23 protein-coding genes are annotated in these 20,273 nt (G+C 58.8%); 12 read left to right on the top strand and 11 right to left on the bottom strand.

Going from position 1 to position 20,273, the window contains the following annotated elements:
• Positions 1-103: 103 nt before the first annotated feature.
• Positions 104-583: an SRPBCC family protein gene (locus tag ACO6TG_RS22480; RefSeq protein WP_422375233.1), complete on the bottom strand. Its 480-nt coding sequence runs from the start codon at positions 581-583 to the stop codon at positions 104-106.
• Between the two features lie 145 nt (positions 584-728).
• Here ACO6TG_RS22480 and ACO6TG_RS22475 point away from each other — a divergent pair, with 145 nt between their 5' ends.
• A complete protein-coding gene (locus ACO6TG_RS22475; protein WP_422375232.1) occupies positions 729-1,628 on the top strand; it encodes an MBL fold metallo-hydrolase in 900 nt (299 codons plus the stop codon).
• A 39-nt stretch (positions 1,629-1,667) separates the two neighbouring features.
• On the opposite strand, the gene ACO6TG_RS22470 is transcribed toward ACO6TG_RS22475, so the two are convergent.
• The gene (locus ACO6TG_RS22470; RefSeq protein ID WP_422375231.1) at positions 1,668-2,657 is read right to left on the bottom strand and encodes a DUF1499 domain-containing protein; all 990 of its coding nucleotides are present in this window, start codon (positions 2,655-2,657) and stop codon (positions 1,668-1,670) included.
• Between the two features lie 146 nt (positions 2,658-2,803).
• On the opposite strand from ACO6TG_RS22470, the gene ACO6TG_RS22465 reads away from it, so the two are divergent.
• From ACO6TG_RS22465 to ACO6TG_RS22455, 3 genes are all read left to right on the top strand, one after another.
• Entirely contained in the window at positions 2,804-3,241 is a 438-nt protein-coding gene (locus tag ACO6TG_RS22465; RefSeq protein ID WP_422375230.1) for a hypothetical protein, read from the top strand.
• 281 nt (positions 3,242-3,522) lie between these two features.
• Complete coding sequence (locus ACO6TG_RS22460) at positions 3,523-3,666, top strand: hypothetical protein (protein WP_198338308.1); 144 nt, start codon at positions 3,523-3,525, stop codon at positions 3,664-3,666.
• A 159-nt stretch (positions 3,667-3,825) separates the two neighbouring features.
• Positions 3,826-4,800 (top strand): magnesium transporter CorA family protein, encoded by a 975-nt coding sequence (locus tag ACO6TG_RS22455; RefSeq protein ID WP_422375229.1) that lies wholly within the window; start codon positions 3,826-3,828, stop codon positions 4,798-4,800.
• A gap of 43 nt (positions 4,801-4,843) precedes the next feature.
• Here the strand turns inward: ACO6TG_RS22455 and pdxH are convergent, their stop codons facing one another.
• Entirely contained in the window at positions 4,844-5,479 is a 636-nt protein-coding gene (gene pdxH, locus ACO6TG_RS22450) for a pyridoxamine 5'-phosphate oxidase (RefSeq protein ID WP_422375228.1), read from the bottom strand.
• A gap of 80 nt (positions 5,480-5,559) precedes the next feature.
• Between pdxH and ACO6TG_RS22445 the strand changes: the two genes are divergently transcribed.
• Together ACO6TG_RS22445 and ACO6TG_RS22440 are read left to right on the top strand one after the other, a co-directional pair.
• Complete coding sequence (locus tag ACO6TG_RS22445; RefSeq protein WP_422375227.1) at positions 5,560-6,027, top strand: RT0821/Lpp0805 family surface protein; 468 nt, start codon at positions 5,560-5,562, stop codon at positions 6,025-6,027.
• Positions 6,028-6,224: 197 nt separating this feature from the next.
• Positions 6,225-7,208 carry a DnaJ C-terminal domain-containing protein gene (locus ACO6TG_RS22440; protein ID WP_422375226.1) on the top strand — a complete coding sequence of 328 codons (984 nt, stop codon included), beginning with the start codon at positions 6,225-6,227 and terminating at the stop codon, positions 7,206-7,208.
• 18 nt (positions 7,209-7,226) lie between these two features.
• Here the strand turns inward: ACO6TG_RS22440 and ACO6TG_RS22435 are convergent, their stop codons facing one another.
• The 3 genes from ACO6TG_RS22435 to ACO6TG_RS22425 all read right to left on the bottom strand — a co-directional run bounded on the left by ACO6TG_RS22435 (position 7,227) and on the right by ACO6TG_RS22425 (position 10,197).
• Positions 7,227-9,068, bottom strand: a complete 1,842-nt coding sequence (locus tag ACO6TG_RS22435) for a pentapeptide repeat-containing protein (protein ID WP_422375225.1) — start codon at positions 9,066-9,068, stop codon at positions 7,227-7,229.
• 273 nt (positions 9,069-9,341) lie between these two features.
• The gene (locus ACO6TG_RS22430) at positions 9,342-9,833 is read right to left on the bottom strand and encodes an SRPBCC family protein (protein ID WP_422375224.1); all 492 of its coding nucleotides are present in this window, start codon (positions 9,831-9,833) and stop codon (positions 9,342-9,344) included.
• A 10-nt stretch (positions 9,834-9,843) separates the two neighbouring features.
• Positions 9,844-10,197, bottom strand: a complete 354-nt coding sequence (locus tag ACO6TG_RS22425) for an ArsR/SmtB family transcription factor (protein WP_422375223.1) — start codon at positions 10,195-10,197, stop codon at positions 9,844-9,846.
• 97 nt (positions 10,198-10,294) lie between these two features.
• Here ACO6TG_RS22425 and ACO6TG_RS22420 point away from each other — a divergent pair, with 97 nt between their 5' ends.
• The 3 genes from ACO6TG_RS22420 to ACO6TG_RS22410 are packed head-to-tail and all read left to right on the top strand — an operon-like array spanning position 10,295 to position 11,833.
• Positions 10,295-10,825: a MarR family winged helix-turn-helix transcriptional regulator gene (locus ACO6TG_RS22420; RefSeq protein WP_422375222.1), complete on the top strand. Its 531-nt coding sequence runs from the start codon at positions 10,295-10,297 to the stop codon at positions 10,823-10,825.
• Positions 10,822-11,142 carry an antibiotic biosynthesis monooxygenase gene (locus ACO6TG_RS22415; protein ID WP_422375221.1) on the top strand — a complete coding sequence of 107 codons (321 nt, stop codon included), beginning with the start codon at positions 10,822-10,824 and terminating at the stop codon, positions 11,140-11,142. Before ACO6TG_RS22420 ends, ACO6TG_RS22415 begins: the two co-directional genes overlap by 4 nt.
• Positions 11,135-11,833, top strand: coding sequence for a GNAT family N-acetyltransferase (locus ACO6TG_RS22410; RefSeq protein ID WP_422375220.1), 699 nt, complete (start codon positions 11,135-11,137; stop codon positions 11,831-11,833). Before ACO6TG_RS22415 ends, ACO6TG_RS22410 begins: the two co-directional genes overlap by 8 nt.
• Before the next feature lie 29 nt (positions 11,834-11,862).
• Here the strand turns inward: ACO6TG_RS22410 and ACO6TG_RS22405 are convergent, their stop codons facing one another.
• A complete protein-coding gene (locus ACO6TG_RS22405; protein WP_422375219.1) occupies positions 11,863-12,381 on the bottom strand; it encodes a ClbS/DfsB family four-helix bundle protein in 519 nt (172 codons plus the stop codon).
• Between the two features lie 76 nt (positions 12,382-12,457).
• Positions 12,458-13,084 carry a GNAT family N-acetyltransferase gene (locus ACO6TG_RS22400; protein WP_422375218.1) on the bottom strand — a complete coding sequence of 209 codons (627 nt, stop codon included), beginning with the start codon at positions 13,082-13,084 and terminating at the stop codon, positions 12,458-12,460.
• Positions 13,085-13,440: 356 nt separating this feature from the next.
• Between ACO6TG_RS22400 and ACO6TG_RS22395 the strand changes: the two genes are divergently transcribed.
• The gene (locus ACO6TG_RS22395; RefSeq protein ID WP_422375217.1) at positions 13,441-13,665 is read left to right on the top strand and encodes a hypothetical protein; all 225 of its coding nucleotides are present in this window, start codon (positions 13,441-13,443) and stop codon (positions 13,663-13,665) included.
• Between the two features lie 41 nt (positions 13,666-13,706).
• Here ACO6TG_RS22395 and ACO6TG_RS22390 read toward each other — a convergent pair whose 3' ends face one another.
• Both ACO6TG_RS22390 and ACO6TG_RS22385 read right to left on the bottom strand, forming a co-directional pair.
• Complete coding sequence (locus tag ACO6TG_RS22390; RefSeq protein ID WP_422375216.1) at positions 13,707-15,029, bottom strand: NAD(P)/FAD-dependent oxidoreductase; 1,323 nt, start codon at positions 15,027-15,029, stop codon at positions 13,707-13,709.
• A 1-nt stretch (position 15,030) separates the two neighbouring features.
• On the bottom strand, positions 15,031-16,356 hold the full coding sequence (locus ACO6TG_RS22385; RefSeq protein WP_422375215.1) for an FAD-binding oxidoreductase: 1,326 nt from the start codon (positions 16,354-16,356) through the stop codon (positions 15,031-15,033).
• A gap of 203 nt (positions 16,357-16,559) precedes the next feature.
• Here ACO6TG_RS22385 and ACO6TG_RS22380 point away from each other — a divergent pair, with 203 nt between their 5' ends.
• Together ACO6TG_RS22380 and ACO6TG_RS22375 are read left to right on the top strand one after the other, a co-directional pair.
• A complete protein-coding gene (locus ACO6TG_RS22380; protein ID WP_208988391.1) occupies positions 16,560-16,790 on the top strand; it encodes a hypothetical protein in 231 nt (76 codons plus the stop codon).
• A gap of 6 nt (positions 16,791-16,796) precedes the next feature.
• A complete protein-coding gene (locus ACO6TG_RS22375) occupies positions 16,797-19,178 on the top strand; it encodes a fatty acid cis/trans isomerase (protein ID WP_422375214.1) in 2,382 nt (793 codons plus the stop codon).
• 60 nt (positions 19,179-19,238) lie between these two features.
• Here ACO6TG_RS22375 and ACO6TG_RS22370 read toward each other — a convergent pair whose 3' ends face one another.
• Positions 19,239-20,126: a LysR family transcriptional regulator gene (locus ACO6TG_RS22370; RefSeq protein ID WP_422375213.1), complete on the bottom strand. Its 888-nt coding sequence runs from the start codon at positions 20,124-20,126 to the stop codon at positions 19,239-19,241.
• Positions 20,127-20,273: the final 147 nt, after the last annotated feature.

Genomic DNA, 20,273 nt, shown 5'->3' with positions numbered 1-20,273 from the left:
AACAGCGAAAACAAAAGCGTTTTTGGACTTTCCACCTAGCATGGAAAGCATGTCAATCAAGCGACAGGGGGAGATTTTCCGTCAGCGGTGTCCTGCCCGGCTCTCAGCGCATGGCGCCCGATTTCGCAGCGGCCTGCAGTTTCTGGAGGATGTGCGGCCAGCCTGCCGGGGCACGCATATGTTCCATATAGTCCGCCCCCGCTTCCCCGTGCCTCAGGAATTCCGTGTGGACGACCTCAAGCCGAGTTGACCTTCCAGCGTCTCGAAAGTTGACCATGACACGGCTGGCCGCAGCCGGATCCGCTTCTTCTTCGCCGTCCAGGGTCACTTGCCAGGCAAGCCTGATGAAAAGCGGTTCTTCGATGGACAGGACGGTGCCCCAGATACGCCGCCGACCATTGCCGTCGATTTCGTAGCAGGCCCCACCCGCGAAAGGCTCGATGCCGGCTTCGGTTTCCTCCTCGTTCGCCTTGCTGAAGGGCGATGTCCACCAGAGATCAAGTCGATCGACAAATAGCGAAAACGCCTGATCCCTTGGAAGATCAAGCAAGCAATCGAAGCGGCATTCCGTTTCATACGCCATTATGTTTCGCCATGCTCTAAACGATTAAATTCAAGGGACACTGTTTCACATGTTGCCGGGGCTTGGCAAAGTTCTGCTTCCCTATCCGATTCAAACGTCAGATACATGACGCAACAGGACCGCGGTACAAGGTGATATCGGCCAAATGAAACATGATAGACAGTTTGACCCCTGTTACGGTTCTCCGGTCGAAATCCAGTCTGGAATACGCCGCCTAACGGCGCAGAACCCCGGTCCCTTCACCTTCCATGGCACCAATACCTATCTGCTCGGAACACGGCGTCTGGTGGTCGTCGACCCCGGCCCGGCGCTGCCGGACCATACTGAGTCGATCCTGAAGGCTGCTGACGGCGCCGAGATCGAGGCGATTCTGGTCAGCCACACCCATGTCGATCATTCACCGGGCGCACGGCTGTTGCAAAAACAGACCGGTGCGCCGATCGTCGGTTGCGGGCCGCACCGTGCCGCCCGCGATCTTGCCGCCAATGAAATCAATCCGCTTGATGCCAGCGGCGACAAGGAGCATCAGCCTGACAGACAGCTGGAAGATGGCGACCTGTTCTCGGCGCAGGAGTTGTCGCTGGAAACCGTCGCCACACCCGGGCACACCGCCAACCATCTCTGTTTCGCGCTTGAGGGAACCGACTTGTTGCTCTCGGCAGATCATGTCATGGCCTGGTCAACCTCCATTGTCGCGCCGCCGGATGGCAACATGCGGGACTACATGGCCTCCATCGACACCTTGCTGAGCCGGTCGGAGGAAACCTATCTTCCCGGCCATGGCGGTTTGGTGGTCAAGGCGCGGTCCTATGTGGAAGATTTGAAGCGGCACCGGCTTCAAAGGGAAACCGCCATTCTTGATCAGCTCCGCGAAAACCGGAAAACGATCCCGCAAATCGTTGAGGCGCTTTATGCCGACATTGACCGCGCGCTCCATCCGGCCGCAGGCCTGTCGGTCTTCGCCCATCTGGAGGATCTTTGCAGCCGCGACCTCGTGACAGCCGCGCCGTCGCTCACGCTTGACGCAACCTATCGCCTGTCCTGACCGGTCAGCGCGACGGGGCCGCATCAGGCGCGGCTCACCCTAGCCTTCAAGATCCGTCAGCTCGACGCCATCTGGGACGGGAGCGTCTTCTTCTTCGAAATACGGCTTGAACCCGGGCAGCGGGATCGTGTCGCGCGGCTCTTCGACAGGCTCCGGTTCCAGACCTTCCACTTCGGCCTCGTCCACGGCCAGACGGGACAGGTCGCCATAGGTTTCCAAAAGGACACGGTCGATTTCGGCAAAGACACCGCGTATGTGGTCGTCGTTGCCCGTCAGATCCTTGAGCGGCGTGCGCGATCGCGCGCGCACATCAAGCAGGGCACCAACCGGATCCGGCCGGATCCTCAGCGCCACGTCGTGATCCAGCCCAAGCAGCTGGGACCGGCCGACAGCCTGAAGACGCGTTGCGACGTCCAGAAGATCAGGCGGCAACTCATCCACGAGGTTCCAGCCAAGCCCCTCCAGTGCCTTGCGCCCGGCCGCATGCAGCTGGGCCGTCGAGATCCGATAGCGGCGCGACACGATGTCGGGATAAAGCATCGCAGGTCCGGTACCGGCTTGCACATCCAAAGGATCGGTCTTCAGTTGAGCGAGGGCCGGCCAGACGTCCCGTTCAAGCGTTGCATCAAACCAGCTCAAGAACGGCTGCTCGCCGGAAAGGCCTGCACTGGTCAGCTCAGGGGGATTGAGGCGGTCTGTCGACACGTCATGTCCTCCCGGGCGAAGCACCAGAATGGCCACGGTCAAAGCGGGCGGACCGATCGCAAGCAGGCCTAGCACCACACCCGTCAGGGCTGCCGGGACACCCGGTCCTCCAAGGGCCCAGACACGGTGAAGCGCAAATACCGCCAGAAGAATCGCGATCAGCGCGACGGCTGCTGCCACCATGAAGGACAAAACGAAGACGTCGGCATCGATCAGACCGAAGCGTTTTGCCAGAAACGTCACCACGGCAAGCGCCAACGCGCAGGACGCCAGCGTACGGCTTGCAGGAGCCGTTGCGGTTCGATGGGTGGCATATCGCTTCATTTCGTCCTGACCCTGAAGTCTGCCGACTTATGCATTGTTTGTTCGCATCCGACTGAAATGTCAAAAATGAACTTCACATCCGCTTTGGACAAAGCGTAAATGGACGGAGGGCAAGCAGGTTCGTTTCGCAAGATCCGAGGTGGGGAATGACCGGACTACGCTCCCGTCTTCGGGTGAAAAACCCGGATCATCGGGATCGCGACTACAACTCCAGATCAGGTAGGTCACCGGCCGGCCTGTTCAGCCCGGGATTTGCCAATATCTGTCTGTGTTACCTTCTGGTCGCAGCCATCCTGACCGTACCATTCGCCCTTTTCTTGGCAATCCGAAATGCCGAGTCCGGCGAAAGACCCCTTGAAGCACACTATCTCTATATCCGGACGACGATTGCGCTGCTCGTGATCGGGACCGGTATTGGGACCCTGTTGATCCTGCTGGGAGCACCCTTGTCGTCCGGGCTCATGCTCGGTGGCCTGGCCTTGATCGCTGCAACACTTCTCGTGGCTCTCTCTCGTTGCTGTTACGGGCTGTCTTGCGCAGCGCGGCACAAGACGCTTCGAGACCCGAAAAGCTTCCTCATTTGAGCAGAAATTGGTCTCAGCGGGCACCGACCTACCCGAAAGTAAATAAACCCTTACCTGATTACTTCAAATCAACGGGGGTTTCGTTACAACCTGTTATGGTTTTTGACTGGCCGAATTGTTCCAACAAGCGCATGCTTTTTGCAGGTTCCAAGCAGGAACTGTCAGCTGCGAAGGCAAAACGCCTTCCCTTTGCCGCAATTGGATACCAAATGCACGACGCCCGCGAAACATCAACCGATCACCAGCTTGCGGGCTCTGGATATGAACAACGGACTGAGGACATGTCTGAGCAATCTTCCCGCCCGACCCCGACCAACACGGCCGGAGCCAAGCTCGTAAATCTCTACAAGCCTGTCGGCATTGCTGCGCTCAACGCCGCCGCCATGTGCCGGAAACCCGGCGGACTGGGTAAAAGCGGTAAGTAATCCGTACCGTTTCATCGGTGCACTCGCGTCAGACTGCCGGATCGGACTAATCTCCATCCGGCCTTCTGGTTTCGCCGCGAAACTGTTGCCCCGTCAACGCCTCTTGGGCAAACTGCCGCCGACCCGGACACGAATGCTGTCCCTGCGGAGATTGCCTGAATGATTATTGCCTATTGTCCTTCGGTAAATGGTCTTGACCGCCATGAGCTTCTGCCGGGGGACCCAGTACCTGCGACCTCCGTCTGGATCGACCTTGTGGCTCCGACGCCCGAGGAACAACAGGCCGCCGAAAAACTGATGGGGGCGGAAATCCCCACACGCGACGAGATCGCGTCGATCGAAACATCCGAACGCCTCTATCTGGAACCCGGCGCTGTGGTGATGACTGCACAGTTGCCGATCGCCACACGCATGATCGATCCGGCGCTGTCGTCGGTCACCTTTGTGGCCAGCGCCAAACGGCTGGTGACCGTTCGCTACGGCGAACCGAAATCCATCAGCATTGCCTCAAAGAGAGTTCAGGCCGACAAAACCATTCCGCACAATGGACCGGCGGTCCTGTTTGCCATGCTGGATATCATCGTCGACCGCTGCGCCGACGAGATGGAAAGCGCGTCCGCCAAATATGACGAGCTGGCGGTCGAGGTATTCGGTGATGGCCTCAACACACGCAAGACGGCCAGCTACCAGATCGCCATCAAGCGCCTCGGGCAGATCGGCCTGCACGTATCCAAGATGCATGACGTGTGCACCGGACTCGCCCGGATGCTGTTTTATATAAGCACCCACGCCAAGCGCCTCGGACTGAATGATGACCAGTTGGCGGATTGCAAGATGTATGGCAGGGACATCCACTCCATCAAGGAACACGGCGACGCGCTGGACAACAAACTCGCGTTTTTGCTCGACGCGACCGTCGGCCTGGTCACACTCGAACAGAACCAGATCTCGAAGATTTTCACCGTTCTCGGCCTGATCTTCCTGCCGCCAACCCTGATCGCTTCGATCTATGGCATGAACTTTACCAACATGCCGGAGCTGGAATGGCAGCAGGGCTTCCTGTTTTCGATCGGACTGATGCTTGTATCCGTCGTTGCCACGTTCCTGTTCTTCCGCTGGAAACGATTGCTTTGAACTGGTTTGCAGAATGCGCCGTCAAGGCACACCGGACAGTACGTCAGGGATAGAGCCGCTCTTTCGTCCAGGGCTGATCCGTCGATGAGCGGGTGAATTTCACTCGGTCATGCAGACGGAACGGGCGGTCGTGCCAGAACTCGATCTCGGTCGGCACCAGGCGCATGCCGGACCAGTGGTCCGGACGGGGAATGTCGCCAATACCGAACTTGGCCGTGAACCTGGCAACTTCCTTCTCAAGCGCAAAGCGGCTTTCCAGAGGCCGGGACTGCTTCGACGCCCAGGCCCCGATGCGACTGCCGCGTGGCCGCGAGCGATAATACTCGTCCGCCTCTTCCTTGCTCACTTCGACAACGTCGCCGCGAATCCGGACCTGACGTCTCAGGGACTTCCAGTGAAAACACATGGCAGCCTTGCCGGCGGACAGAAGTTCCCGCCCCTTCGCGCTCTCAAAATTTGTGTAAAAAACAAACCCGGCCTCGTCGAACCCCTTCAACAGAACCATGCGCACATTTGGCAAGCCGGTCTCGTCGACCGTGGCCAGCGAAAGCGCATTGGGATCATTGGGTTCGGACGCCTTGGCATCCTCAAGCCATTCAGCAAACAGTTCAAATGGCTTCACGACTTCCGTGAAGTCACCTTTTGTTAACTCTTCCGGCGGATCTTTTAGGTCGGTCATAGGAAACCTGTCTAAGGAATTGGCGGCCTCGAGCATGGCAGCGAATGCGCCAAATCGGAGGCCGTCCAAACATGTATCGTATGCGTTCATATACTGACGGACACATCAAGATCCACCCCCTTGGAGGCATCCTCCTGGCGATAGGCCTGTCGCTTGGCGGCTGCGCTCAGGTCTCGGTACCGATGGGCAGCAACAACGTGGCAACCCCGACCGTTCTGACCGGATCGATCCCGTCTGCATCCGATGTCGCCTATTCGGACGTTGACGAAGAAGATCGCAGCATCATCGCCGGCCATCTCGATACGCTCGGGGCGACCCTTGCGGATGGTCAGGCAGCAACCGGCGTTGCCCTGCCCTGGCTCAATTCCGTAAGCGGCAATTCAGGCACGGTGACCGGGATCGACACAAGCGTGCTGAGCGCAACCGGTTGCCTGACCTTCCGGACCACCGCAAACACCATTGCCGGCATCAAGCTCTATGACGGCACGGCCTGCCGGGACATCACCCGGAAATTTGCTGTCACGGCCCTCACTGTTTCCGAAGCTTGAACTAAGGCAAAAACCCGCTAAAACCGATGTGTCCCTGAAGCGGTGACGGAGGGCTGGAATTTTTTCCTATCCGTCCCGATATAAAGGATAAATCCGGTCAGGCTTGACCTCGAAACCGCCTGAGCTCGCCGGCGCAACCGGCAGAGCCGCGGAAAGCGGGTCGCCTTGCTGGAACTCTTAGAAACCTGGTGAAACGAATGCGTGATCCCTATAGCGTTCTCGGCGTGGCAAAAAACGCCAGCGAGAGCGACATCAAGAAGGCCTTCCGAAAGCTGGCCAAAAAATACCATCCGGATCAGAACAAGGATGATCCGACGGCGCAAAAGCGCTTTGCCGAGGCCAACCAAGCCTACGAGATCATCGGCGACAAGGAAAAGCGTGCGCAGTTTGATCGCGGCGAGATCGACGCGGAAGGCAAGCAGCGCTTCCACGCCGGTGGGTTCGATGGCTTTACGGGTCACGAAGACTTCGGAGCCGGCGGCCGGCGCAGCTACAGAAGCTCTGGCGGAGGCGGTGCCGGTGGCGGCAGCTTCGATGACATCCTGAACGACATTTTCGGCGGCTTTGGCGGCGGCAAGGCCCGCGGCGGAGCGGCCGGCGGCGGTTTCGGCGGTGCCGGGGCAAGAGCCAAGGCACCACCGAAGACCAAAGGCAGCAATGCCGATATCGTGGCGCGGGTCTCACTGGAAGACATCGTCAATTCCGGCAAGACGCAGGTGACGCTGCCCAGTGGCAAGACCGTCAACGTCACCCTGCCCAAGGGCGTTGTCGAAGGTGAAAAGATCCGCCTGAAAGGCCAGGGGCATCCGGGTGAAAACGGCGGACCGTCCGGGGACGCCATGGTGGAGATCCGCCTCAAGCCGCACAAGCTGTTCGAGGTGAAAGGTTCGGACCTGCATCTCGACCTGCCGCTGACGCTTTACGAGGCGGTGCTGGGCGCAAAAGTGCGCACGCCGACGCTCTCTGGTGCCGTGAACCTGACCATTCCGGCCAATGCCTCAAGCGGCAAGAGCATGCGGCTGAAGGGCAAGGGCCTGCCGACCAAGACCGGCGGTCATGGAGATCTTCTGGTCAAGCTCCAGATCGTGATGCCGCCGCACGGCGACGACGAACTGGACACGCTCATGAAAGCCTGGAAAGAAATCACGCCTTACCGGGCGCGTGGACCGGAGTTTGATTAAGGGCACTTGGAGCCTTGATCAGTTTTTCTCTTCCGGTCCTTCTGAAACGTTGCATTGGGGTTCCAGGCCTCCCTTAGCCTGAACATACGTTTTTCGTTCCAGGAGCTGCAGCATCTGGTCGGCACGAAACCTACGTTCATTGCTATTGCATCGACCCGCATCGGCTCGGGAGGACTGCTCGGCGTTGGGTTCATTGTCCGAGCGCTCCTTCCGCCAGTTGCGCCACTCCCTCTCGGCAGACGCTCTATCAAGCTTGGTCGTGGGCCAGTGTGGAGGTGGCAAAAACCCGTCTGGTAGATTCGTTGCCCCGTCTCCGAAGGATGCCATGAGTTGTTTTTCCGACAGATTTTTCGATGACAAGTCAGCAGATGCCACCAATGCTCCATCGAGAATTGCGCCTTGTAGATCCGCGTCGACTAGTGTTGCTCCCCACAAGTCTGCCTTTTCAAGATTTGCATCGGCAAAATTGGCCTTATTGAAGTCGCCCTTTCTGAGCTCAGCTTTTTCTAGGTTTGCGCCTATCAGGTTTGCTTCCACTGCGTAGACTTCAGAAAGGTTCACCTTTCTCATTTCGCCGAAACGGATGAAGGAGCAGGACAGATCGGCTCTGACCAACTTTGCCTTTTCCAAGCAGGTGTAATCCATGTCGGCCTTCCACAGCCGAGCGGTCTGCAAATTCGCAAATCTGAAGCGGGCGTGCTCCAAATTGGCCTGAAACAAGGTTGCACCTTCGAGAACTGCCGATAGAAAATTTGCTCCCCGCAAGTCTGCTTTTCGCATTTCTGCGCCAGGCATAAAGGCCTCCTGAGCATTCGCCCCACGCAGGTTCCAGCCTTCAAAGGGCTGTGATTTCAGTCCGTCGCGTCTCGCCTTCTGTTCGTTGTCGAAGGCTTTTTTTGCGTCTACAACCCAGTCTTCGTCACCCGTTATAAGCCTGCGCTCAATGCCGCTGTATTGGGCCAGAAACCTGGCTTCCGCTTCATCGTGGTCAATCCAGTCTTGCGGTCTTTGGACGATTTCAGCTTTGTAGAGATTTGCTGAATAGATCGCTTGCTCGTCAATATTGAAGAACGCCAGAATCTTCTGGTCGACGCTTGACGAGGGGCTATTGCCCTTCTCAACTATCAGGTTGAATCCGGCAGTGCGAAAAACACCGATGGCCGTGATCAAGACACACACGACCAGCACAAACGCGACCCAGAAACCAAAAGCGAATTTCCAGAAGCTTTTCACTCCGGCTTGGGCCCGGGACCTGGTGAGCTGCAAAAAGGATAGAAAGCTCACGGTAGCGCTCAACAGGCCCAAGCCGAAGATGCCCCCGGTCCACAGGGTCAACCAGACATTGTGCGGCGCAAAGCTACGCCACCAGAAAATTCCAAGCACGACAGGGCCAGCGAGCCAAAGCACGAGAAATACGATTGCGATCGTCAGCCAGTTGCGAGCATTTTGGGGAGCATCGGGCAGAAGATAGATCGCTGCGTCTGAAATCAACCAAGGAAAGACCACATCATCCGTGGACCTGCTGTCTCTGAGTTTTGGTCCCAAAAGGTACAATGCTCGCCAGAGCTTGCCCAAATAAAGATGAAGGTAGATGTAAAGGCCGAGGACGATGACCGGGGCGGCCAGGAAAAAGGAGTTTATGGGTACGGAAAAATTGATCAACGGGAGAGTGAGGCCGGATCCATACGCAAAAAAGTCTCTGTCTCTAACACCTGCGACAGCGATAGCAGAAAACAGGAGCGTGGCAGTCAAGACAAACCACGTCCCGCGCGCATTCGTCGATACGACGTCGACATGTTTCAGCATCGACTTGTCAGCCGCAGTCAGCGGTTCAATTTTCTCAGCACGCCCGTCGCCCATCCGCGCCTCCATCCCCTAGCATATTGAAACCAAGAGTTGTGACTGCGTCAAGATTGCCACGGCTGCTAATCCTGGGAGAAATGCAATTGACCTACAGCTGCATTTTCTAGCAGCTGGAGGCACCAGGAAAAGGACCGTTACCTAATGGTGCACGCCACTAATGAGCGATCCGCATAAGGAAAACGGTCAACTGAAAAAGAAAACAACAGACCAATCTTGCGAAAGCGACTTGTCGCAAAGCCGCGATTTGCAATCGCGGCTTTGCCAACGAGCCTAAGCCTGCAATTCCGCAAGCAGTTCGGCCAGCAGTTCCATGCCTTTGCCCCAGCCCTTGTCGAGACCGGCAACGGCGCCGGCAAAACAGGCGATTTCAGCCTCGCTTGCCTGATGCGGCACCCAGGTCAGACGCACATCGGTCTGACCGTCCTTCTCTTCGAAGGTGACAGTGGTCAAAAGAACGCGGGGCCAGTCCGGCATCATCGGGTTGGCGGCAATGTTCCAGTCGCCATCAGAGACGGAATGCAGCCAGACCAGTTTCTCAGGTGCAATCACTTCAGTGTATTCGACCCGCTGGTAGTGAGACCCGCCGCCCATCCGCATTTCATTGAGCCAAAGCCCGCCCGGCGTGACATCCAGCTTGTGAATGACCGTCTCCACACCAGGCCCGTACCAGCGCGCCAGAAGATCCGGTTCCGTCCAGCTTCGCCACACAAGTGCACGCGGTGCGTTGAAACGTCTTTCCAAAACAAATTCAGGCAAAGCCATAGCCTACTCCCTAACGATCCACTGATTTCAATTCTTCAAGCAATGCGTCGAGCTGGTCAAAGCTCGAGGCCCAGAACCGGCTGAATTCTTCAAGCCAGGCGATAGCGTCCTGCATCGGCGCCGCATTCAGCCGGGCTGGCCGGCGCTGACGGTCCGTTCCACGTGTGATCAGCCCGGCTTTCTCCAGCACTTTCAGATGCTTCGAAACAGCGGGCTGGCTCATTTCAAACGGAGCCGCCAACTCGTTCACCGACGCGTCACCACTGGCCAGCCGCGTCAGGATCGCCCTGCGTGTCGGGTCCGACAGGGCTGAAAACACCGCATCGAGACTGGCTGGCGCATTTTCATAACCAACTTGTTCCATAACCAATTAGTTATATTGATTCTCCAGACTCTGTCCAGCTCCAATTGACAGGGCTTTTCATGCATAGTTATATAACTTGTTATTTTTTGAGGCGATCATGACGGAAGATGTTGTTCGCGTTCTTGGCTATGCCACGCTCGGCAGCCGGCTGAAACGGATCGGAGAGAAGCTGCAGATGCAGACCCAGGAACTGGCTTCGGAGCTTGCCGGCACCAGCCTGCCGACGCCGCACAACCCGGTGCTGGCAGCGCTCGACCGTCAGGGCTCCCTGAGCATCGGCGAGCTGGCAAAAGCGCTCGGCCAGAGCCAGCCGGGTGTCACGCGCATGATCAACAAGATGAAGGCCGACGGGCTGGTCAGGGCGGTCCCCCTGAAGGAGGACCGCAGGGTCAGTCGCATTGCCCTGACCGAGAACGGTGAGCAACTGGTTTTGCACTTGAAGGCGACCCTGTGGCCGGCCGTCTCCATTGCTGTTGCACAGGCCTGCGTGGACCTCGATGGTCCATTGCTGCAACAGCTTGATCAGCTGGAAAAGGCGCTTGACCGGAAACCGCTCGGGGCAGACCGGAGCGACGCCCCCCTGCCAGCCTGGGAAAGCCTCTCGCCAGGAAGGGAGAAGCCCGAATGATCAAGCGCTTGTGGCATGGGTGGACGACGCATGAAAACGCGGACCGGTATTTCGACGTGCTGACCACACAGGTCATTCCAGGCATCGAGGCTAAGGCAATTCCCGGTTACCTGGGGATCGAAGTGCTTCGCCGGGAGCTGGACGACGAAGTCGAATTCGTCACCATCATGAGTTTCCGGTCCCTCGACAACATCATCGCCTTTCAGGGCGCCGACTATCAAAAGTGCTACGTGCCGGAAGCTGCACAGAGCGTGCTGAAACGGTGGGACCAGACCGCACAGCATTATGAATTGAAGGAAAGTCGAAACAATGCCTGACACCTCCGTCCCTTTGCTCGACCGGGTTGTCTGGTCTGCGTTGACCACCCGACAGCGGAAGTTCGTTATGGGAGGGCCGCTGGCCTGCCGGTTCGATCCAGCTGTTTCCCCTTTCGCTTCCACAAAGGACAACAGCGGCGAAGCGCTCGACGCGCTGGCGCAACTGATCGCTCCGGGTGAGGATCACGTCTACCTGCTCCAGGCCGATGAGATCGAGTTGCCGGACACTCTTGCTGCCGAAACAACCGCCACGGGTGTGCTGATGACAGAGACCGGGCCAATTGCAGACAAGACGGCTCCCGCCGAGATCGCGCGGCTCACCAGCGCCGACATTCCCGAGATGGTTGCCTTGGCCACCCTCACCAAACCCGGCCCCTTCACGTCCCGCACACCGGAGCTTGGCCCTTTCTGGGGCGTGAAAGTGGATGGACGGCTTGCTGCCATGGCGGGAACGCGGCTGAACCTGACCGGTTACACCGAACTGAGCGGCATTTGCTGTCATCCCGACTTCCGTGGCCAGGGTCTTGCGTCGGTCCTGTCATGTCACGTCGCCTCCCATATCAGGTCGCAGGGAGACACGCCCTTCCTGCATGCCTATGCCGACAATCACGGCGCGATTGCGCTTTATCGGAAACTCGGATTTGACATCTGGCGCGAGGTGAATGTCGCCGTGGTCAAGCGGGCAGGTTAGGCCGGACGAATTTTTGCCGGAAGGTGTCGTCAGGCAGCGGTTTCCGGCCGGGCTGCCTTGAAAGCTCTGCTTCTCTGCCGAAGATACTTCCCGGCCGAACGATAGTGGCTTGGACCAGCCGCCTCTGCCCAACGGCCCGGGGTCCAGTTGTTGTTGGCGCCCTTCATCGCTCCGCCGTAAAGCTCTTCCTCGCTGAGACTTTCAATCAGCGCGACAAGCTCGGCATGACCGGTGTCCAGAAGCGATCGTGCGGCCTGCCAGGAAAGTCCCGCCTGGTTCTGCCGCAGGTCGGCATTGTACCGCTTGAGCTCGTTCCACTTGTAACCCTTTGCAGGGAAATGGACCTCCCTGCCCGCCTGCCCGTCCTGGTACCAGCCCAGGAACAGCTGGATCCAGTGCGCCCGGTGCCCGACGATATCTTTCGGGGACGTGTCCTCGTCATCCTTTTCCAGCCGCAACATGGCCGGTAGCTCATTCAGGACGGTTTGCAGCTTTTCAAACTCGGCATGCGTGACCGTCAGCAATTCCTGCTTGGATTTGGCTGGCATGACGTCCTCCTTTTCCACGCGCAATGGTGGTGGAACCAATCCCGGCCCGCCTTGATGTAAAACAAGGGCTCTTCGGTCAAACCTGCCGTCCGCACCAGATCGTGCCGCGACTGCCGCTTTCAGGCGCTTCCAGGACCGGCTCGAAGCCTCTCGCCGTCCAGAAGGCGAGGCCTGCCTTGTTAACCGCGCTGACCCCTGCATGCACCGCCGTTGCACTCTGAGACCGCGCCTCCGCCAGCCAGGCCTCCAGCAGCCTTGAGCCGACACCCTTGCCCCGCGCGCGTGGCAGAAGGTTCATGTGAATATGCGCCGGAAAGCGGCAGACGACGTCGTCCGGTGCCGGAACAGGATGGTGAATGGATCTGATCCTCAGGGCGTCCTGCATTTCTCCGACGGCACCATCCGCACCTTCAGGATATTGCAACCTCAGAGCCGGCCACCAGTCCCGTTCAAGGCGTTGCTCGAAGGCTCTTGTGTCCGTCGCCCCGACCGCATAGCCCAACACGCCCAGGTCATCTTCGGCAACATGACTGACGGCCCCGTCAAGCGCGACATAGGGCGCTGCATAGATATGACCAACAAGCTTCGGATCCCGGTAAAGAGCGGTGGCGTCACGGCCGGCATCGCCAGTCTTGAGACAAATAGAATATACAGCTTCGAGGTCTCGGCCTTCTGCGGGACGGATCTGGATTTTTTGCGTCATCGGCTGGTGGCTTCTTGCTTGGAACTCATGCGGCTCTCAAAAACCAGACTTGCCCTTGCGGCGCAATGCCTTTCGGCATGCGGCAAAACCGCAACACCCAATCAACTGCTGCCGGTGCAAGGTCTCGATCTGATTGTCAATCCGAGAGTCTGGCTCTAAGGACACCCTGTTAGAAATACTAGGAGTAAAAAATGCGTATTTTCTTAGCTGGTTTGTTTCTTTTGTGCCTTTCATCCTTGTCCTTCGCCGATACGTTTCGTGAATCTGTCCCGCGCAACAAATCAACGGTTGTCGGCTCCAGAGCAACGACTCTTCCGGGGTGCCTCACAGGTGCACCTCCCAAGATGAAGGTCAGAGTGGCACCGAAACATGGCAAGGTCAGCTTCAAGCAGGTCAGCGGCAAGCTTCAGGAGGGTCGCTGCGCCGGTAAAACGGTCAAGGGCACCCTTGTGATCTACAAGCCCAACAAAGGCTACAAGGGTGAAGACGTTTTCAAGGTCGGTTTCACGATGGACATGTATGTCTCCGGTTCCGCCAAGATCCGGAACGTGGTCGACAAATACGTCATCACGGTGAAATAATCAGCGGTACGGCGGCTCGAACAACACCTTGAGCCGCCGTATCAGCGATCCTTCCAGCCGTACCACCAGTAGGCGCCCTGCAAATACAGTTTGCGCAAGGCCGGTACCGGGAACCTGGCAAAGGGGCGTTGCAGCGGAACCGGCAACTCCGATTGCTCTAATTTTCCCATGATCAGACCGGCGACTTTCTCCCCGGAAATCGAAGCCATGGCAATGCCGCTGCCATGCCAGCCCATTGCGGCAAAGACACCTTTCAGGCCTGGCACCTCCCCTACAAACGGCGTCAGATTTCTGGCCAGGCACACATGGCCATACCAGCTGTACTCCGTTTCAACCTCAGACCAGGCCGGAAACATGTTCTTGAAATCCGCATCGGTCCGTTTTTCCATCGCAGCCAGCGCCGGCGTATTCTCAAAGATGCCGCCCCGCGTGCCGAACAGGAAACGCCGGTCCGGCAGGAGCCTGAAGTAATGCAGGAGGATGCGCGTGTCGGCCGACATCGTGTCCGCTGTCCAGCCTTGAGCCTCAAGCTCCGCATCGCTCAGGGGCCGCGTCACCCTGATCGAAGACATCACCGGCAGGGTTCTGCCGTGCAGCCATTTCGGCGTGTCCTCACGTGTATAACCATTGCCGGCGAGAACAACCTTTCGCGCACGGACAAAGCCGTGCTCGGTTTCCAGGTGCCAGCGGTCACCGTCTCGCGTCAGACCGGTCACCGGAGACTTGCCAAAAATCTTGCCCCCCGCCCGGCGTACCTCGCTGGAAAGAGCTTGCACATAGGCCATGGGGTTCAGGGCGAAGCCGTAGGGCAGGTGCAAACCGCCATGGAAGCCAGGGCCGCCGTAGCCCTCGGCCGACAGGTCCTCTTTCGACAGCAATCGGGCCTTGATACCGAAATTTTCCTTCAAGAACGTCGCGTGGGCGCCCAAAGACGCCATGTCCTTTGTTCGGTGGGCCAGATACATTTCACCTTGAGAATGGCGACCGGCATCGCACTGCCACTCGGTCAGCCTCTGTTCAACCAGATTGATGCCCGCCACCTGATAGGCAACGAATTTGCGGGCTTCCTCAAGGCCGAACTTCCGGATCAGCTGACGTTCATCGAGTGTTGTGCCCCCCAGGCAGCAAAAGCCGCCATTGCGGCCCGAAGCCCCATACCCGACATGTTCGGCCTCCAGAACACAGACCGAAATGCCGGACTGGGCCAGCTTGAGTGCTGCACTCAGCCCGGCATATCCGGCGCCTATGACGGCGACTTCGAACACGGCATTGCCGATCAGCTGCCGGTCCTGCTTCTGGGGCGGAACACTCGCTTCCCAATAGCTGCCGATGGTTTTGAGCGGCTCAGTGCGGGTCTGTAACACCTCAGATCCCCAGCCTGTCGCGCAAGGAAAACCAGGTCATGGCCAGAACCAGGAGCGGGAAACGCAATTTGTCGCCTCCTGGAAAGGCCGGAATGTCGAGCTTCTCGAAGACGTCAAAACGCCCGGAGGTGCCCGCGACCGCCTCGGCCAGGATCTGGCCGCCCAGGGTGGCCATGGCAACCCCGTGCCCGGAATAACCCGTTGCCGTCAGCATGTTGGGAGCCAGCCGCGCAAAATAGGGCATGCGTTTGGGGGTGATCGCCAGCGTGCCGCCCCAGCCATAGTCAATTGCAACGTCCTCGAGCTGCGGGAAGATCTCCAGCATGGGGGAACGCACGAAGGACTTGATGTCCTCAGGGAAATGATAGCCGTAATTCTCGCCACCGCCGAAGAGCAGGCGCCGGTCGGCGGACAGGCGGAAATAGTTGATCACGAACTTGCTGTCGGCCACGGCAACATTGTTCGGGATGATCCTTTTGGCCTGGTCTTCGGAAAAAGGCTCCGTCGCCACGATGAAATTGTTGATCGGCATGACATGGGCCGCCGTCTCGCGGTCGAGCCGGCCGAGATAACCGTTGCAGGCCAGGATCAGATGATCGGCGCGCACTTCTCCGCGTTCCGTCCTGACCGTGATCCGCGCCGCGCCCTTGCCTTCGATGCCGGTGACCCTCGTCTCCTCGAACAGTTTGGCACCGGCCGCTTCGGCAGCCTGTCCAAGGCCAAGTGCAAAGTTGAGCGGGTGCAGATGGCCTGCGCCCATATCCAGCGAACCGCCGTAATAGCGCGGGCTGCCCACCTGGTTGCCGATCTCCTCGCCATCGACAAAGCGGATGTCCTGATATCCGTAGACCAGCCGCAGATGTTCGACATAGTCGCGGCTTTCCTCGACAAAACTCTTGCGGTGATCGGCATGCAGAATGCCGGGCGTGTAGTCGCAGTCGATCTGATGCCTGGCAATCAGCCTCCTGACCAGCGCCTTGGATTCCTCTGCCAGGTCCCAGAGCAGCCTGGCGTGCGACTTTCCGTGACGCTCTTCCAGCACCGTCTGCTCGACCCGCTGACCGGAGCCGACCTGTCCGCCATTGCGTCCCGATGCCCCCCAGCCGATCCGGTTTGCCTCCAGCAGGATGACATCCAGCCCGCGCTCGGCCAGATGCAGGGCCGCGGACAATCCGGTATAGCCGCCGCCAACGACACAGACACTGCAACTGCGCGGGCCTTCGAGCGGCGGATGCGCCGTTGTCCGGCTGGCCGTCGCAGCATAATAGGAAGGGGCGTGTTGACCGGGAGTGTCATTAGCTGTCAGGAGATCAAGCGCACTCAGCATGTCGGCTCCACGGCTCCTTTTTCAGCATGATTGGTGGCGACCAGGATAGGAAGCTCACAATCACTTGTTCAGCGGCTGGTTTCAAGGTGTAATCAGTCCAACGCGGCCAGGTTTTGTGTGCTATTGCAAGCTCTTGAGGCTATCGCAGCGTCACATGACATGCACCTGCCGACGCCCAGATGATGCATAAGGAAGGCAAAACTGTGTTTGGACCCGTTGAGCACCCCTGGTTTGATCCGCTTTGGCGCAGAATTCTTCTGGTCGCTTTCTGCGCGGGCTGGACGGGGATGGAGTACTCCCTCGGAAATTCGACCTGGACCATCATCATGGGCGCCATTACCGGATATGCCGGCTGGGCCTATCTTTTTGCCTACAAGGGGCCTGAACATCCGGACCGGGAAACCCGGCCGAGAATGGAAGAGGACGAAGGCTGACGCTTCATGGCGGTGTTCAAACGCGTGCCGATCATTCTCCCGTTCTGTCGGCCACCTCTTCAGATATCCGCAACTTGCCTGGCGGCTTTGCTGACATTTGTCGTGTGGCTCGGTGGCATTGCCTCGGCGCAGCAGCCATCCGCCCCTGCCATTCAGGATGTGCTGAACAAGCGCTGCGTTGTCTGCCACGGCTGTTACGACGCGCCATGCCAGCTGAAATTGTCCTCGCCGGACGGCTGGCTGCGTGGTGCCAGCAAGCAGAAAGTCTATGAATCCACCCGGCTCGACGATGCCCCGATGACGCGGCTCGGTATTGACGCAAAGACCGTGCCCGAGTGGCGCCAGAAGGGCTTCTTCCCGGTCACAGACCAGTCTGACGGGCCATCTGTTCTGGAGCAGCTGCTGCGGGCGGGACGCAACGCGCCCTTCACGCTTGGGGCGCCCTTGCCGGATGACCTCGACATCAGGTCCCTGCGCAAAAATGCCTGCCCGGCAGAAAACGGAATTTCCGACTATCTGGACGACCACCCCACCGGCGGCATGCCCTTTGCCATGGCGCCGCTGCCGGATAGCGAATACGAGCGTCTCCTTGCTTGGGCAGCGGACGGCACTCCGGCACCGGCAGCCGCTCCTGACCTGCCGCCCCAGATCCGGGAGCAGATCCAGGCCATTGAACGCTTTCTGAATGACAAAACGCTCAAACAGCAGCTGGTTGCTCGATACATCTATGAGCACTTGTTCCTGGCCCATCTTCATCTCGAAGGGGATCATCCCCGCCGCTTCTTCCGCCTGATCAGGTCGCGCGGCGCACCCAGCAGTCCGCCGGACGAAATCGCCACGCGGCGCCCCTTCGACGACCCGGGCGAGCATTTCCACTATCGTCTTGTCCCGCTTGACGGCACCATCCTGCACAAGGAACACATGGTCTACGAGATCGGGCCGAAGCGGCTTGACCGCTACCGGGCGCTGTTCCTGTCAGAGAACTGGACACTGGACAAGCTGCCGCCCTATTCCACGGCGGCCGGCGGCAATCCGCTTTCCACCTTCAGGGCCATCCCGGCCCGCAGCCGCTACCGGTACCTGCTCGATGACGCACTTTATTTTGTGCGTTCGTTCATTCGCGGCCCCGTCTGCTATGGCCAGGTGGCCGTCAATGTGATCGAGGACCGGTTCTGGGTGTCCTTTCTGGAGCCGGATGCGGATCTTTCCGTGACCGACCCGGAGTTTCTGGAAGCGGCCATTCCGATCCTGGAACTGCCGGTCGCCCGATCAGACGGCAAGGTCACCGAACGTCTCAAAAGCTTCCTGCAACTTGGCCCGGTCAAGTACCAGGAATTTCGCCAGGCGCGCTATGCCCGCAAGTACCTCACCCAGGGCGGACCTGAGTATTCGGATATCTGGGACGGCGACGGTGCGAATGTCGATGCACGTCTGACCATCTACCGGAACTTCTCATCCGCCTCTGTCACGACAGGATTTACCGGAACCGTGCCGGAAACGGCCTGGGTGATCGATTTCCCGTTGTTTGAACGCATCTACTACAATCTGGTTGCCGGTTTCGATGTGTTCGGTAATGTCGAACATCAGCTGACCACGCGGCTCTACATGGACAGCCTGCGCCGGGAAGGCGAACGGATCTTCCTGTCCTTCCTGCCGCCGAACCGGCGTCAGCCGCTGCATGACAGCTGGTACCAGGGGCCGTTGGTCAATCTTGTCGACCTCTGGAAGGAAAGCGGCATCGACACGTCGTCGCCGACCGGTATCGAGTTCAGGAGCCAGGCCCCGAAAGCAGAATTTCTGCAGACCCTTATTGAAACCGAACCAGCCCTCTGGCCGGTCGCCGACCCGATCAATCGCTGCACGGGTGACGCTTGCGCCCCGCCCGGTTCCCTTGCCAGCCAGCTCCGGCCGCTGAGCGCAACGCCCGCGCCCTTTGCGAAGTTCCTTCCCGATATAGCCATTGTCCTGGTGGAGACAGATCAGGGCGACGAGATTTTTTCACTGATCCACGACGAAGCCCATGCCAATGTTGCCTTCCTCTTCAACGAGAGCCTGCGCCGGCAGCCGGAGCGGGACAGCGTCACCACTGTTCGCGGACAGATCAGCAGCTATCCGAATTTTTTCTTCCGGCTGCAGGCGGACCAGCTTGCCGACTTTGTCGCGGTGCTTGGCCAGGTCAAAACCCAGGGTGATTATCTCAAACTGGTGTCGACTTACGGCATCCGGCGCACCCACAAGGATTTCTGGCAGGTCTATGACCGCGTTCAGACGTCGCTCAATGGCCAGAACGCCGTGGAAGCCGGATTGCTGGACCTCAACCGCTACCGCGACCCAAAGGCGCTCGACCCGATAGAGCGGCTGTTCGAGTTCCGGTTTTCAGTTGAGTGACTGGCGTATCCCATCCTGCGGCGGGCCATATGTCCGTCTCGGTGGATCGGTTGCCAGGTTCTACCTGCCTCCAAGTTCCCGGATTAACCAGTCGCAGAACAGTTGTGCGTCCGGACCGAGGGCCTGGCGAGGCCCGTTGGTAACGAGATAATAGCTGTGCCGGCTCTTTATCTGTCTTGTCGTTGAACGGATCAGCCGGCCGCTGTCGAGATAGGGTCGGGCGAGTGTTTCCAGGACCAATGCATGCCCATGGCCTAACGCTGCCAGTTCCAGAGCTGACAGGGTCTGGTCCACCTGCAGTCCGTTTCGCGTCGGCACGGCCTGGCCGAAATCGCGAAAAAAACTTTCCCAGGTGTCGATCACGCCCATGATGTCCAGCCGTGGCGCTTCGGCAAGTGCTACGACATCCCGCGTGCCGGCCGGCAAGGCGAGGTCCGGATGACAGACCGGTATCACCGGATCGTTCAAGAGGAATTCAACGGCACCGTCCGTCCAGCTGCCGTCACCGAAGCGGATATCGATCTCGAACAGTTCCGGACTGAGGGTCTCCGCCCAGGAAGCGGAAATCATCTGCAGATCGATGCCCGGGTGCACCTTCTGAAACGCGCTGATCCGGGGGATCATCCAGAGCTGACCGAAGCTGTTGAGGCAGCGAAAGCGGACCGGTTGGCGCGCACGTTCACCGAATACGGAAACCGTCGCAATCGAGAGATCGGAGAAGGCCTTTTCGACTGTCGGCAGATAGGTCTGGCCCAGTCGGGTCAGCACAAGTTCCCGGTGTACCCTGTCAAACAGGGGATAGCCCAGCTGCTGCTCCAGCTGGCGCACCTGATAGCTGACGGCTGCCGGCGTGATCAGCAGTTCTTCCGCCGCGCGGGTGAAATTGCCCAGCCGGGCGGACGCCTCAAAGGCACGAAGCCAGCCAAGCGGTGGCAGGTTATAGGCCATTCAGACCACCTTTTTTTCCAGGAAAGACCAGCCAGTTCAGGCAAAGCGTCATTCGACTCTGTCCTTTGATGTCAGCGCATTCCTTCAAAATTTTTCAATGCTATACCAAATCATTTTTCGTTTCACCAATTTCGGCACCGCCTTCAC

The sequence above is a fragment of the Roseibium sp. genome (assembly GCF_965233565.1).
Classification (GTDB): Bacteria; Pseudomonadota; Alphaproteobacteria; order Rhizobiales; family Stappiaceae; genus Roseibium.
The sequence above is the reverse complement of the archived record's forward strand: the minus strand, read 5'-3'. Positions and strand labels throughout refer to the sequence as shown.

Bases quoted from the DNA above. Each gene is read 5' to 3' on its own strand.
- ACO6TG_RS22480 (WP_422375233.1), bottom strand. From the start codon at position 583: ATGGCGTATGAAACGGAATGCCGCTTCGATTGCTTGCTTGATCTTCCA.
- ACO6TG_RS22475 (WP_422375232.1), top strand. From the start codon at position 729: ATGAAACATGATAGACAGTTTGACCCCTGTTACGGTTCTCCGGTCGAA.
- ACO6TG_RS22470 (WP_422375231.1), bottom strand. From the start codon at position 2,657: ATGAAGCGATATGCCACCCATCGAACCGCAACGGCTCCTGCAAGCCGT.
- ACO6TG_RS22465 (WP_422375230.1), top strand. From the start codon at position 2,804: ATGACCGGACTACGCTCCCGTCTTCGGGTGAAAAACCCGGATCATCGG.
- ACO6TG_RS22460 (WP_198338308.1), top strand. From the start codon at position 3,523: ATGTCTGAGCAATCTTCCCGCCCGACCCCGACCAACACGGCCGGAGCC.
- ACO6TG_RS22455 (WP_422375229.1), top strand. From the start codon at position 3,826: ATGATTATTGCCTATTGTCCTTCGGTAAATGGTCTTGACCGCCATGAG.
- pdxH (WP_422375228.1), bottom strand. From the start codon at position 5,479: ATGACCGACCTAAAAGATCCGCCGGAAGAGTTAACAAAAGGTGACTTC.
- ACO6TG_RS22445 (WP_422375227.1), top strand. From the start codon at position 5,560: ATGCGTTCATATACTGACGGACACATCAAGATCCACCCCCTTGGAGGC.
- ACO6TG_RS22440 (WP_422375226.1), top strand. From the start codon at position 6,225: ATGCGTGATCCCTATAGCGTTCTCGGCGTGGCAAAAAACGCCAGCGAG.
- ACO6TG_RS22435 (WP_422375225.1), bottom strand. From the start codon at position 9,068: ATGGGCGACGGGCGTGCTGAGAAAATTGAACCGCTGACTGCGGCTGAC.
- ACO6TG_RS22430 (WP_422375224.1), bottom strand. From the start codon at position 9,833: ATGGCTTTGCCTGAATTTGTTTTGGAAAGACGTTTCAACGCACCGCGT.
- ACO6TG_RS22425 (WP_422375223.1), bottom strand. From the start codon at position 10,197: ATGGAACAAGTTGGTTATGAAAATGCGCCAGCCAGTCTCGATGCGGTG.
- ACO6TG_RS22420 (WP_422375222.1), top strand. From the start codon at position 10,295: ATGACGGAAGATGTTGTTCGCGTTCTTGGCTATGCCACGCTCGGCAGC.
- ACO6TG_RS22415 (WP_422375221.1), top strand. From the start codon at position 10,822: ATGATCAAGCGCTTGTGGCATGGGTGGACGACGCATGAAAACGCGGAC.
- ACO6TG_RS22410 (WP_422375220.1), top strand. From the start codon at position 11,135: ATGCCTGACACCTCCGTCCCTTTGCTCGACCGGGTTGTCTGGTCTGCG.
- ACO6TG_RS22405 (WP_422375219.1), bottom strand. From the start codon at position 12,381: ATGCCAGCCAAATCCAAGCAGGAATTGCTGACGGTCACGCATGCCGAG.
- ACO6TG_RS22400 (WP_422375218.1), bottom strand. From the start codon at position 13,084: ATGACGCAAAAAATCCAGATCCGTCCCGCAGAAGGCCGAGACCTCGAA.
- ACO6TG_RS22385 (WP_422375215.1), bottom strand. From the start codon at position 16,356: ATGCTGAGTGCGCTTGATCTCCTGACAGCTAATGACACTCCCGGTCAA.
- ACO6TG_RS22375 (WP_422375214.1), top strand. From the start codon at position 16,797: ATGGCGGTGTTCAAACGCGTGCCGATCATTCTCCCGTTCTGTCGGCCA.
- ACO6TG_RS22370 (WP_422375213.1), bottom strand. From the start codon at position 20,126: ATGGCCTATAACCTGCCACCGCTTGGCTGGCTTCGTGCCTTTGAGGCG.